This window comes from Ectothiorhodospiraceae bacterium BW-2, assembly GCA_008375315.1.
Lineage (GTDB): Bacteria > Pseudomonadota > Gammaproteobacteria > Thiohalomonadales > Thiohalomonadaceae > BW-2.
The window spans coordinates 1,032,737-1,045,395 of record CP032507.1 but is presented as its reverse complement, the minus strand read 5'-3'; the positions used below and the strand labels follow the sequence as shown (position 1 = coordinate 1,045,395).

The 12,659-nt window shown below is 53.8% G+C and carries 11 protein-coding genes; 5 read left to right on the top strand and 6 right to left on the bottom strand.

Annotated features, from left to right (window positions below; translation table 11 throughout):
* Positions 1 to 4: 4 nt before the first annotated feature.
* From mnmG to D5085_04905, 4 genes are read right to left on the bottom strand one after another with little or no spacing between them, the layout of a single operon-like run.
* The gene (gene mnmG, locus D5085_04920) at positions 5 to 1,876 is read right to left on the bottom strand and encodes a tRNA uridine-5-carboxymethylaminomethyl(34) synthesis enzyme MnmG (protein ID QEP42534.1); all 1,872 of its coding nucleotides are present in this window, start codon (positions 1,874 to 1,876) and stop codon (positions 5 to 7) included.
* 33 nt (positions 1,877 to 1,909) lie between these two features.
* The gene (locus D5085_04915; GenBank protein ID QEP42533.1) at positions 1,910 to 3,730 is read right to left on the bottom strand and encodes a response regulator; all 1,821 of its coding nucleotides are present in this window, start codon (positions 3,728 to 3,730) and stop codon (positions 1,910 to 1,912) included.
* Entirely contained in the window at positions 3,727 to 4,662 is a 936-nt protein-coding gene (locus D5085_04910) for an HDOD domain-containing protein (protein ID QEP42532.1), read from the bottom strand. Before D5085_04910 ends, D5085_04915 begins: the two co-directional genes overlap by 4 nt.
* Entirely contained in the window at positions 4,575 to 4,871 is a 297-nt protein-coding gene (locus tag D5085_04905; protein QEP42531.1) for a hypothetical protein, read from the bottom strand. Before D5085_04905 ends, D5085_04910 begins: the two co-directional genes overlap by 88 nt.
* Before the next feature lie 151 nt (positions 4,872 to 5,022).
* On the opposite strand from D5085_04905, the gene D5085_04900 reads away from it, so the two are divergent.
* The 5 genes from D5085_04900 (at position 5,023) to D5085_04880 (ending at position 10,103) form a co-directional block, all read left to right on the top strand.
* Positions 5,023 to 6,252 (top strand): MiaB/RimO family radical SAM methylthiotransferase, encoded by a 1,230-nt coding sequence (locus D5085_04900; protein QEP42530.1) that lies wholly within the window; start codon positions 5,023 to 5,025, stop codon positions 6,250 to 6,252.
* A gap of 232 nt (positions 6,253 to 6,484) precedes the next feature.
* A complete protein-coding gene (gene sat / locus D5085_04895) occupies positions 6,485 to 7,672 on the top strand; it encodes a sulfate adenylyltransferase (protein ID QEP42529.1) in 1,188 nt (395 codons plus the stop codon).
* Positions 7,673 to 7,795: 123 nt separating this feature from the next.
* Positions 7,796 to 8,224, top strand: a complete 429-nt coding sequence (locus D5085_04890) for a hypothetical protein (GenBank protein ID QEP42528.1) — start codon at positions 7,796 to 7,798, stop codon at positions 8,222 to 8,224.
* Complete coding sequence (locus D5085_04885; protein QEP42527.1) at positions 8,225 to 9,460, top strand: DUF3393 domain-containing protein; 1,236 nt, start codon at positions 8,225 to 8,227, stop codon at positions 9,458 to 9,460.
* A 58-nt stretch (positions 9,461 to 9,518) separates the two neighbouring features.
* Positions 9,519 to 10,103, top strand: coding sequence for a hypothetical protein (locus tag D5085_04880; protein QEP42526.1), 585 nt, complete (start codon positions 9,519 to 9,521; stop codon positions 10,101 to 10,103).
* Positions 10,104 to 10,159: 56 nt separating this feature from the next.
* Here D5085_04880 and D5085_04875 read toward each other — a convergent pair whose 3' ends face one another.
* Both D5085_04875 and sucD read right to left on the bottom strand, forming a co-directional pair.
* Complete coding sequence (locus tag D5085_04875) at positions 10,160 to 11,791, bottom strand: NAD+ synthase (protein QEP42525.1); 1,632 nt, start codon at positions 11,789 to 11,791, stop codon at positions 10,160 to 10,162.
* A complete protein-coding gene (gene sucD / locus D5085_04870; protein ID QEP42524.1) occupies positions 11,788 to 12,657 on the bottom strand; it encodes a succinate--CoA ligase subunit alpha in 870 nt (289 codons plus the stop codon). The genes D5085_04875 and sucD overlap by 4 nt, the downstream gene beginning before the upstream one ends.
* Positions 12,658 to 12,659 lie beyond the last annotated feature (2 nt).

The window sequence follows — 12,659 nt, the reverse complement described above, 5'->3', positions numbered from 1 at the left end:
GCGGTTAATGGCCCTTTTTCAGATAGACGAGCAGAATCGAGATAGCCGCCGGGGTGATGCCGGGGATGCGGCTCGCCTGACCGAGGGTGGTGGGGCGCTGGCGTGAGAGCTTCTCTCGCACCTCGCTAGAGAGGCTCTGTAGCTGGTGATAGTCGAAATCATCGGGAAGGGTGAGCGATTCGTGGCGCAGTTGGCGTTCGATCTCCTGCCGCTGGCGCTCAATATAGCCGGCGTATTTGATCTGGGTGGTGACCTGTTCGCTCACGCTCTGGTCGGTTATGGGGCTGAACGAGGGCAGTAGTGTGGTTAAGTCACTATAGCTAACTTGGGGGCGACGCAGCAGCTCCTCTAGCGTTAGTGACTGTTTGGGGCTCTCCCCTAGCTGCTGTTGGCACTGCTGCGGATCGAACTGCTCTGGTGTGATGCGGTAGTGGTTCAGGCGCTCTTTTTCGGCCTCTATCGCCTCTTGTTTGCGGCAAAAGGCCTCCCAGCGTCGGTTATCTACTAGGTGGTGCTCTCGTCCGAGGGGGGTGAGGCGTAGATCGGCGTTATCTTCTCGTAGCAGTAGGCGGTACTCAGCGCGACTGGTAAACATACGATAGGGCTCTAAGGTGCCTTGGCTAATGAGATCATCGACCATTACCCCGATATAGCTTTGGTGACGCTGCGGCTGCCACGGCTCCTGATTCAGTGCGTTCGCTGCGGCGTTCATCCCTGCGAGGAGTCCCTGAGCCGCCGCCTCCTCGTAGCCGGTGGTGCCATTAATCTGGCCGGCAAAGTAGAGTCCGCTAATCGCTTTGGTCTCTAGTGTCGGTTTTAGATCCCGTGGGTCAAAAAAATCGTACTCAATTGCATAGCCGGGGCGGGTAATTTGCGCCTGCTCAAGCCCCTTCATTGAGCGCACTAGCGCTAGTTGAACATCGAACGGCAGGCTGGTGGAGATGCCGTTAGGATAGACTTCGTGCGTGGTTAACCCCTCTGGCTCAAGAAATATCTGGTGGGAGTGTCGTGCGGCAAAGCGAACCACTTTATCCTCAATTGAGGGGCAGTAGCGGGGGCCGCTCCCCTCAATCACCCCCCTGTAGATAGGTGAGCGATCAAGACCGGCGCGGATAATCTCGTGGGTCTGCTCATTGGTGTGGGTAATATGGCACGGTAGCTGTTGCGGCGACTCGTCGCCACTGGCAAGAAAAGAGAAGAGCGGCAGGGGGGTATCGCCGTGTTGTGGTATGAGCTGCTCGTAGTCGATAGTGCGGCCATCGATGCGGGGCGGGGTGCCGGTTTTGAGCCGCTCGACCTGAAAGGGTAGTTCGCGCAGTCGTTGTGAGAGCCGATTGGCGGGTGGATCGCCAGCGCGACCGCCCTGATAGTGGTTGAGGCCGATGTGGATGATGCCGCCGAGAAAGGTGCCTGTAGTGAGTACCACGGTGGGGGCGCTAAACTCCAACCCCATCGCCGTGGCGACGCCGATGACTCGCTGCTGCTCAATGATGAGATCGTCAACCGCCTGCTGAAATAGCTGTAACCTAGGTTGGTTCTCTAGCGCGTGGCGAATTTGGGCCTTATAGAGCAGTCGATCTGCTTGGGCTCGGGTGGCGCGTACCGCCGGCCCCTTGCTGCGGTTAAGGAGGCGAAACTGAATGCCGGCCCGATCAATCGCCGCTGCCATTATCCCGCCGAGGGCGTCGATCTCTTTGACCAGATGTCCCTTGCCGATACCGCCTATGGCCGGATTACACGACATCTGACCGAGGCTCTCGATAGTGTGGGTTAAGAGGAGTGTAGCGGCTCCCCGCCGAGCGGCGGCGAGGGCCGCTTCGGTACCGGCGTGGCCGCCGCCGACAACAATAACATCAAATTTTTGGGCAAAACGCATGGTAGGGCTAGTCGATCTGAGTGAGGGCTGATATTAGGGGCGTTGACTCTCTTGGAGCCAAAAGAGCAGCTTCTGTTTTAACTGCTCTTGGTCAACCGGTTTGGTAATATAGTCGTTCATGCCGCTAGCGAGACACTTATCTCGAATATCGCTAAAGGCATCGGCCGTCATGGCGATGATGGGTAGGCGGGCAAACTGTTTCTGGTTGCGCAGCATTTCGGTCGCCTGATAGCCATCGAGCACCGGCATCTGTAGATCCATTAACACCAGTGCAAACCGCCGCTGCTGGCACAGGGCGACCGCCTCTTTGCCATCGGCGGCGATGGTGACTTGAAAACCGAATCGGGTCAATATCTCTCGGGCGACGAGTTGGTTAATTTTATTATCCTCGGCCACTAACACCGGTTCGTTAGCGTAGTCGGAGAGCTGCTGATCTAAATTCTCTAAAGTCTGTTGTCGCAGCAGCTCACTATTGGCGATCGCGGTGGCTGAGGCGAGGGTAAACGGCAACTCAACCTCAAAGCAGCTCCCCTGATCTAGCTCGCTGGTGACACGAATCGTCCCTCCCATCAGCTCGGTGAGCTGTCTGCTGATAGCCAACCCTAGACCGGTACCGCCAAATTGGCGTGTGGTCGAGCTGTCAGCTTGGGTAAAGGATTGAAAAAGCTGCCGTTGTGCCGGCTGACTAATGCCGATGCCGGTATCGATAATTTGGAACTGTAGCCAGGTGCTCTCTGCCGCTGTCTCAGCGAGTGGGGTTATTTTGAGTGTGACCGACCCGTGGTGGGTAAATTTAATCGCATTATTGAGCAGATTGCTCAATATCTGCCTCAGTCGGTAGGGATCGCCATGAAGATAGCGCGGTAGCTGGGGCGATAGATCGCTATTGAGGACTATCCCCTTCTGTTCAGCAGAGTAGTCAAGCATACCGATCATTTCGTGCACTATCTGCTGTAGATCAAAGTCGATCTGCTCTAAGTGGAGCTTGCCGGCCTCAATTTTAGAGAAGTCGAGGATATCATTAATCAGATTGAGTAGATGGTTACCAGAGTACTCTATCTTTTCGATAAACTCCTGCTGCTGCTCCGATAACTCTCCTTTGAGTGCAAGGTGGCTTAGACTGATAATCGCATTCATCGGTGTGCGAATTTCGTGGCTCATATTGGCTAGAAACTGCGATTTAACCCGAGTCGCCTCCTCTGCCTGTTTTAGGGCAGCATGGAGCTGCGCTGTGCGGGCGCTGACCTTCTGCTCTAGGCTCTGGTTCAGGCTCTCTAGTTCACGATTGTGTTCGTTAATCATCTGATAGAGTGCCGCGCTCTCTAGTGCATGGGCGCTATTTTGCAGCACGACCGATATTAAATTTTGGCTCGCGACGCTAGGTCTAGGTTGATTGGGTGCCGGAATGCCGATAAACATCCCCCGTACTCTGGTTTTGGTGGTGAGGACATGCATAATAATGCGCTGTTGTAGGGTGTCACTCTCGACCTCAATGGTACGGTTTTGTGAAATTGCCCAGGCAAACTCCCCCTTATCGATTAACGACTGTTTTAACCCCTCCAGATCGAACTGCTGTTGGTAGTTTTGACTGCATTCGGTGAGGACAAAACTGGAGTCTCGCTCATCGACTTTAAAGAAGATAATGGCGGCGAAATCGGCTAGTTGGGCGACATAGTTGCGGGCGGCGCGAAAGATGCTCTGTTCGTTGCGCACATCTTCACTACTGCCATAGACTTCGCTCATTAAGATAAGCATATTCATGGCGTTGATATACCACAGATGGGTCTGCTCTAAATGGGCGAGTCGCGCCTTGAGGCGCTCAATTTCGTCTTGGTAAGCAGGGGCGTCACTCATGAGAGGAAGATCGCTACAGCATCGTTAAACTGCTGTTCGGTATGTTGCAGAATATCGGGAAGCAGACTGGCGGGTAGCTTTAGGCTCTGCCACGCCATGTCTGATAGTTTGGGGACAAAGTGCTCGCCACTACTGCCGAGCGCCATGCCGTAAACTAGGACATCAGCGCAGTGAATGACCGCCGCCTCCTTCTGCCAACTAGCCGAGCCGGTGGGGTTGTGGTGGTAGCCGACAGCGTGCTGTATCGCCTCAGGTAGCTGCCAGTTTTTTAATAGTAGCCGCCCTACTGCTGCGTGATCAAAGCCGAGCTGCTGTCGCTCCAGACGGTAGAGTAGTTGCGGCGGACTCTCGGCCTGTTGTAGTAGCTGTGACATCTGCTGTGGTATTTGGGTGTACATAATGAGTCGTCCGATATCGTGCAGCAGCCCCATGAGATAGAATCGCTCCACATTACCTTCGCGTTGATAGGTGGTCAGTACCCGAGCGGCGATACCGGTGGCGATACTATGGTGCCAGAACTGCTCCATATCGACTATTTTGGCATCAATGCCTTTGAACATCTGGATCACTGAGGTCGCTAATACCAGATCGCGTAGCTGTTGAGTCCCGATAATGGCGATGGCTCGGGTGATGGTATCGACTCGTGAGGGGAAGTTATACATCGCGCTGTTAGCTAACCGTAACAGACGGGCCGAAAGGCCGCTATCTTCGGCCAGAATGTGGCCGATATCTTCTAAGTTGCTGCGGGGATCGTGAATGGCATGGTCGATACGAGTGTAGATTGTCGGTAGGGAGTAGATCGATTTGACCCGATTGACCAGTAGTTGTACCGTTAGCGCCACAGCTACCTCGCTTGTAGGGCGGCTCTGGCCCGTTTCATGATTAGGTAGTGTCGTAGTTCCCGAGTGACGGCGTGATCGGCTGTGGCGAATTGAAAATAGCTCTCTAACTCGTTTTCCAGCCGTTGCAGCAGTTCTGGTGCGATATTTTGTGGCAGTAGTTCCGGCTCTTGGTCATCCGCACAGGGGTCACTGCTCTCTATCGTTACCTCACTCACGCCCCAGGTACGGAAGATGGTTAAATGCTTTTCGGTAATTTTATTTCCGGCACAAAGGAGGGTTCGGCCATTGAGGTCAAGCACATCTGCTGCCAGAGTCACTCCGGCTTCAAGTTGTTTTAGGGGAAGAGTCGTCATGCCATAATGGTAGTCGAAATGGTGCGGATTTGAAATCACTGTTTGGTGGTATCCGTTTGTAATACTCAAGCGGTACCGTGATTAGGGGCGGCTCAAAATGGGGGGTAACGTGATGCGAATCTATCTTAAAACGCTTGGTTGCAAGGTGAATTGGCTCGATTCGATGCAGCTACAGGCGGCATTAGTGAGTAGTGGCCATGAGATTGTGGCCTCAAGTCGCGAAGCCGATACGGTGGTTGTCAATAGCTGTACCGTGACGGCAGAGGCAAATCGTAAGTCGCACCAAATCGCCGCTAGTCAGCTTAAACAGGGGCGGGCGGTGATTGCGACCGGTTGCAGTATTCGTATCGATCCCACTTGGCAGCGGCAGTACGCAAAGAGCTTAACTCTGTTCAATTCGGTTGAGGAGCTGATTGAGCAGCAGCTAGGGCTAAACCCCGAACTGCTGCCCTATCCGATGTTAGGACGGACTCGCCTACCGATCGCGATTCAGCAGGGGTGCGATAACCACTGTCGCTTCTGTATCACCAAAGTTGCCCGAGGGGCTCATCGCAATATCGATTTAGATACCATTATCAGCCATATTGAACAGGGGATTGAGCAGGGGGTGCGCGAGGTGGTTTTGACTGGAGTCAATCTGGCCGCTTGGGGGGCGAGCAACTCTAATTTAGCCTCTGAGTCGCAGCTAGCGTGGCTACTAGAGCAGATTCTACACCGGACATCAATCGAGCGGTTGCGGCTCTCTTCGTTAGGGCCGCAATATTTACATGAGGATTTTTTTCAGATCTATGCCGATGAGCGCATCTGTGACTACCTGCACCTATCGATGCAGAGTGGCTCGGATGCAGTGCTAAAGGCGATGGCGCGAGGTCATGGTACCGCAGAGATAGAGCGGATTGCCGTACGGGCACGAGCCGTTCGGCCCCACACGGCACTCGCCGGCGACCTCATCACCGGTTTTCCGGGCGAGAGTGCTGCAGATCATCAACAGAGCTATCAATTGATCGACTCGCTCCAGTTTTCCAAACTCCATATCTTCCCCTATTCAGAGCGCGAGGGGACTGAGGCGGCTAGGTTGACCGAACAGGTGGCGATAGCAGAGCGAAAAGCGCGTGCTAAAGAGTTGCGACAGCTAGCGGTGACGATGCGGCAAAATTTTATCCGCTCGCAAATGGGGCGCCGAGTGGCGATTTTATTAGAGGAGGGGGGAACGGGGTTAAGTAGCCACTATATTCGCTTAAAACCGGATAAGAGTCAGTGTTGTGAGGTCGGTGAGTGGTGTGAGACTACCCTGAATGAGCAAACATTGGCAGAATCGCCCGCTTAAGCGAGCTATCACAGACATTATTAAAGTGCGCTCGCAGAGAGAGTCCGGCATGAGCAAGCTGGAGGCGAAAAAAAGCTCTATGGCCCTATTACCTGTTCTAATTACGCTAACCATGGCAGTTGGGTTATAGTAGCGCGGTTTAAATGATCGGTGGTTATCGGTTAGATCCGATTGGCAGCCGGCGTTTGCACGACAAGGTTTAAAATATATCAATTTCAGGAGATAGCGTAACATGATTAAACCCATCGGTTCTGATGAACTGCAACCTCTGTTTGTTTATAATTCGGACGAGAATGAAAAATGGCGCCACGAAGCCGAGTCGCTTCCTGCGGTCGTGATTAGCTCCCAGGCTGCCGGTAACGCCGTCATGATGGGCGCAGGCTACTTTAACCCCCTTAAAGGCTTTATGAGTGTTGCCGACGCTATGGGCGCTGCCGAAAAGATGACCTTAACTGACGGCTCATTCTTTCCGGTACCGGTTCTCTGTCTGTTACCGAGCGCGGATGGTGTGAGCGTAGGTAGCCGTATCGCCCTGAAAGATCCCAATGTGGAGGGGAATCCGGTGCTAGCGGTGATGGATGTCGAAGCGATTGAGACTGTGACCGATGAACAGATGGCGATGATGACCGATAAGGTCTATCGGACTAGTGACAGCGAACACCCCGGTGTGGCAGCGTTTAACAGTCAGGGTCGAGTGGCTGTCTCTGGCCCGATTAAAGTGCTGAACTTCAGCTACTTCCAGACCGAGTTTCCCGATACCTTCCGTACGGCGGTCGAAATTCGTAACGAAATTGCTGAGCGCGGCTGGAAAAAGGTGGTCGCCTTCCAGACTCGCAATCCGATGCATCTCGCTCATGAGGAGCTGTGCCATATAGCAATGGATAGGCTCGGTTGTGACGGTCTGGTGATTCACATGCTGCTAGGTAAGCTGAAGAAGGGTGATATTCCTGCACCTGTTCGTGATGCGGCAATTCGAAAAATGGTTGAACTCTACTTCCCGCCCAATAGTGCCATGGTTACCGGTTACGGTTTCGATATGCTCTATGCCGGTCCACGAGAGGCGGTACTGCACGCCTATTTCCGCCAAAATATGGGGGCGAGCCACTTTATTATCGGTCGTGATCACGCCGGTGTCGGCGACTACTACGGCGCTTTTGATGCCCAGACTATCTTTGACGACGAGGTTCCGGCAGGGGCGCTGGAGATTGAGATCTTCCGTGCCGACCATACCGCTTGGTCGAAGAAGCTCAATCGGGTCGTGATGATGTGCGAGGCCGAAGATCACCAAAAAGAGGATTTTGTGCTCCTCTCTGGTACCAAAGTACGCGAGATGCTCGGTAACGGCATCGCTCCGCCAAAAGAGTTCTCCCGTCCTGAGGTCGCGCAAATCCTGATTAACTACTATCAGAGTATTAAATAGCCGCATTTTGAGCGCTCTTGCTTAAAATAGTAGAGACTACCCCGCCCCGAGCGGGGTATTTTTTGTACCAAACTTTTCAAAGCGTGCTATAGTTCAGGATAAAACTGCTTTGGAGAGGGCAAAATGTATCGAGTTACAGTTGTACTATTAAGCGTATTGCTGCTTGGTGGTTGTAGTCAGCTAAACCCCTTTGGCTGTCAGGCGGGCGATTTTCACCGTAGTGGTAAGCCGTGTTGGGTGGTGGAGCCGCCTGAACGGGGGCTGGTGGTCGAGTCGCCGTTCTATATTCGCCGGGAGCAGACCCGAGCCCATCTGTTTGAGCAGGCGCTAGTGGAGCTCTCCCGCCGCCGTTATGGGGCCGAGGTGAACACTAAGTCGATTGTCAAAAAGTATCAGCAGGTGATTAACAATAACAGCTTTAGCAAAGGATCGGTCGTGAGTCTGGCCACGGTCAATACGCCAGAGGGGGCGGTTGAGATTAAGGCGAAAATTATTGATGAGTGGCGCGATCAACGGGCCGAAAAGATGTATCTTTGGGTTGAGGAGGATTAGATGATGGTACGAAACTTCCTGCTAGGATTGATCCTGTTTTTGGGACTGGGATTGGGAACGACGGTAACACTCGCCGATGCCTTCAGCGACTATAGGCAGCAGCAACAGCAGCAGCTCTTAGGCTATCAGCAGCAGCAGCAGCAAGAGTATGAGCGCTATCTTAAGGCACTAGAGGAGGGGTTTGCTGCCTATAAACAGCTCTACAAGGAGGAGCAGGCGCGATTTGAGGCCTCAATTAAAGAGATATGGGGCGATACCCAAGATAGTGACCGTAAGACTTGGGTTAGCTATGATGCCGATAACCGCAGCCGTAACAGTGTCAATTTTGAGAGCGGCAAAGTGACCTTGGAGCTCATTAGCGATGGGTCAACCTCGCCGGCGGAGATTAAAAGAGAGATTGAAAAGCGACTAACCGAGCTCTTAGGCACCACCGAAAAGGGGGCCTATGAGTCGGATAGAGTGGCCAAAGCGGTCGAAAAGCGGCTGGTTGAGCAACACAAAGAGGTCGTAGAGCAGGGAGAGCCGTCAGATAAAAAGGCGCTGCTAACTCCGCTAGTGGGCGAGAAGCCGCTCAATGAGCCGCAACGACAGCAGCTATCGAAACAGCTACTAGGGGAAGCGACGGTCAGCATCAAACCTAATCCGGCCGATAAAGAGAAGAAGATTACCAAAGTTGAGTTTGACTTGCCGCCACGATTAGAAGCAAAGGTGAGACCACTGCTCGTTCGGGCCGAAGAGATCGCAGCGAAAGAGGAGATTCCCTTACCGCTCATCTTTGCCGTGATTGAATCTGAAAGCTCATTTAACCCACGAGCTAAATCCCATATTCCCGCCTATGGCTTAATGCAGATTGTGCCTAATAGTGCCGGCAAGGATGCCACCGCCTATCTATTTGGCAAGGCCAAGGTGCTAACCCCCTCCTATCTCTATGATAGCGATAAAAATATCGCCATAGGCGGTGCCTATCTGCATATTCTGTTCTACCGCTATCTAAAGGCGGTAGAGAACCCGACTAGCCGCCTCTTTTGCACCATTGCCGCCTATAATACCGGTGCTGGCAATGTCGCTCGCGCCTTTACCGGCGATAGTCGTAGTGTTAACAAAGCGGCACCGATGATAAACTCCCTGACACCGCAGCAGGTCTATCAACGCCTGAAGCGGGATCTCCCCTACGATGAGACTCGGCGCTATATCGAAAAAGTCTCAACTCGCATGGGGAAATATCAGGGGCTTTAGAGATAGTTATTTTCGATTTTTTTTAATCAACTGATTTGTTACTAGAGGAGAATCACTCATGCAAACATCATTTAAAGCGCTTTTGGCCGCAGCCGCGGTTTGGGGGGTAGCTGGTTGTAGCTCTACTCCCGATATGGCCGATGTACCCGACTGCGTCTTTCCCGATACCGAAAAGGCGGCACCGGGCTGGATCTGCGATGAACCGGTACCGGGGCTTGATGTACAGGCGGTTGGGATGGCCGAGAAGTCTGCCGCCGGAATGAGTTATATGAAAGATATGGCGGCGGCCGATGCTCGAGGCCGACTAGCCGAGCAGATGAAGATTAAAGTCTCGAAGATGGTGAAAAAGTATCTGGGGACGACCGGTGTCGGCGATGCCGAAACGGTGGATAGCGCCGCTGAGTCGGTGATTAAAACCCTCAGTAGTGAGACTTTAAGTGGTTCACGAATCTATAAGTCGCGTACCGGCCCGAACGGGCGTCTGTTTGTGTTAGTCGGGCTCGATCCGATGGCGGCTCAACAGTCAACTCAGCAGGCTGTTCGTACTAGCATGGGAAATAATCAGGCCCTGTGGCAGCAGTTTAAAGCGAAGAACGCATTTGACGAAATGGCAGCCGAAATTGCCAAGGAGCAGGTAGAGTAATCGACTGATGACGCCTCTCTCCCCTCTTAGTTTGGGGGGAGGCGGCGGTTAGGTAACTACGCCTTAGTGACTGTTAAGTGCTCTCTCCAGTGGTTGGTTATCGGATAGCGTCGGTCACGCCCGAAAGCGCGAGCAGAGATTTTAACGCCAGGAGCGGCCTGCCGCCGTTTGTGTTCGTTGCTTTGCAGTCGCTGCACAATCCGTTCTACCGTGGCTAACTCAATACCACTTGCCGCGATGTCTCTAACCGACTGCTGCTGTTCCACATAACGCTCAATAATGGCATCAAGGATCGCATAGTCGGGTAGAGAGTCGCTATCTTTTTGATTCGGGGCGAGCTCTGCCGAGGGGGGGCGTTCGATCACTCGCTGCGGAATCACCGGCTGCGGGTATTGGCGATTGAGATAGCGGCTTAAGCGATAGAGATCGGTTTTAAGCAGATCTTTTAGGAGCGAAAAACCGCCAGCCATATCGCCATAGAGGGTGGCGTAGCCGACCGCCATTTCGCTCTTATTGCCGGTCGTTAGCGCCATATAGCCCATTCTATTCGCAACCGCCATGACGAGTACCCCACGACAGCGAGCCTGAATATTCTCCTCGGTAATATCGGGCTGTCGTTCAGAGAGTAGTGGCTGTAGCAGCTCTAAAAAGGCGCTAAAGGGGGACTCAATAGGGAGGGTATGGAGCGCTACCCCTAACTGCTCTGCCTGCATTTGGGCATCCTGAGTACTGATATCGGCGCTATAGCGAGAGGGCATCGCGAGGGCGATAACTCGTTCTGGGCCAAGCGCCTCAACGGCTAAGAGCAGCGTTAGCGCTGAGTCGATCCCGCCGGAGAGGCCGAGTACGACCCCGGGAATGCCATTTTTAGCCACATAGTCGCGCAGGCCGGTTGTTAGGGCGCGACGAATGAGTTCGAGCTCATCGAGTGGGGGAGCGCAGGCGGGGTGGTTCAGGGGCAGGAGAGTGGGCTCAATTTGTAGCTCTAATAGCTGTTCGCAAAACGGTTCGGCGTGGAGCCGTTGTTCACCGCTGGCACTAAAGGCCATGCTGTCACCATCGAAGACCAGCTCATCTTGACCGCCGACTAGGTTGAGGTAGAGTAACGCCGTCTGGTGCTGTCGCGCTTGCCCACTGAGCCACTGCTGCCGCTCCCGACTCTTATGGCGGTGAAACGGTGAGGCGTTTAGGGTAATAATGAGCTCGGCACCCGCTTGGCAGGTCGCCGCAATAACCTGCTCAAACCAGATATCTTCACAAATCGTTATCCCACAGCGCAGGCCATTTAGCTCGATAACTGAGGGGCCATCTCCGGGGGTAAAGTAGCGTCGCTCATCAAAGACCCCATAGTTAGGGAGCTGCTGTTTGTGGTAGTAGCGGATCTGCTCGCGATCCATAATCGCGGCACTGTTATAGAGCCGACCCTGTTGATAGCTAGGGGTGCCGATGATGGCGGTCACCCCTAAGGGGAGCTGCTGCTGTAGCTGGGCTAATACCTGCTCGATACGCGCGATAAATTCGGGCCGATAGAGCAGATCTTCGGGCGGGTAGCCACAGAGCGCGAGTTCGGGAAAGATAACCAGCGCGGCATCGGTCGTAGCTGCCTTAGCGATAAGAGTGGCGATTTTTGCTCCATTAGCCTCAATCGCGCCAACGGTGAAGTTATATTGCGCAAGAGCGACAATCACGCTAGCTGTGCCACCATCGCTGCCCCCATCGTCGTTGGCGATCTGACCACCGTCACGCCCGCTCTCTCTAGGGCGGCAAATTTATCACTAGCACGCCCCTTACCGCCGGCGATAATGGCACCAGCGTGGCCCATCCGTTTGCCTACCGGTGCTGTGACACCGGCGATATAGGCCACCACCGGTTTACTGATATGGTGGGTGATAAATTCAGCCGCCTCCTCCTCGGCACTGCCGCCAATCTCCCCGACTAGAATAATCCCCTCAGTTTGAGGATCGTGCTCAAAGAGACAGAGGATCTCAATAAAGCTCAATCCCTGAATCGGATCACCGCCAATGCCGATGCAGGTACTCTGCCCTAGTCCGGCGGCCGTGGTCTGGTGTACCGCCTCATAGGTTAAGGTGCCGGAGCGGGAGACGATACCGATCTTGCCCCGTTGGTGAATCGCACCGGGCATAATGCCGATTTTACACTCACCGGGGCTGATAATGCCGGGGCAGTTGGGGCCGATTAGGCGCGACTCACTCCCCTTTAAAGCCTCTTTCACTTTGAGCATATCGAGTACGGCAATGCCCTCGGTAATACAGACAATCGTCTCAATTCCGGCATCGGCGGCCTCTAAAATGGCATCGGCTGCGAAGGGGGCGGGGACATAGATCATCGTCGCATCGGCATGGGTTTCAGCGACCGCCTCTTTCACGGTATTAAACACCGGTCGCTTAAGATGGCTCGTTCCCCCCTTGCCGGGGGTGACGCCACCGACTAATTGGGTGCCGTAGGCGAGTGCCTGTTCGGAGTGGAAGGTGCCCTGTTTGCCGGTAAAGCCCTGACAGATCACTTTGGTATCACGGTCAACTAAAATGGTCATCG

What these genes read in the sequence shown, in the direction of transcription:
- mnmG (QEP42534.1), bottom strand. Translation starts at nt 1,876, where the DNA reads ATGCGTTTTGCCCAAAAATTTGATGTTATTGTTGTCGGCGGCGGCCAC.
- D5085_04880 (QEP42526.1), top strand. Translation starts at nt 9,519, where the DNA reads ATGCAAACATCATTTAAAGCGCTTTTGGCCGCAGCCGCGGTTTGGGGG.
- D5085_04885 (QEP42527.1), top strand. Translation starts at nt 8,225, where the DNA reads ATGATGGTACGAAACTTCCTGCTAGGATTGATCCTGTTTTTGGGACTG.
- D5085_04915 (QEP42533.1), bottom strand. Translation starts at nt 3,730, where the DNA reads ATGAGTGACGCCCCTGCTTACCAAGACGAAATTGAGCGCCTCAAGGCG.
- D5085_04900 (QEP42530.1), top strand. Translation starts at nt 5,023, where the DNA reads ATGGGGGGTAACGTGATGCGAATCTATCTTAAAACGCTTGGTTGCAAG.
- sucD (QEP42524.1), bottom strand. Translation starts at nt 12,657, where the DNA reads ATGACCATTTTAGTTGACCGTGATACCAAAGTGATCTGTCAGGGCTTT.
- D5085_04890 (QEP42528.1), top strand. Translation starts at nt 7,796, where the DNA reads ATGTATCGAGTTACAGTTGTACTATTAAGCGTATTGCTGCTTGGTGGT.
- sat (QEP42529.1), top strand. Translation starts at nt 6,485, where the DNA reads ATGATTAAACCCATCGGTTCTGATGAACTGCAACCTCTGTTTGTTTAT.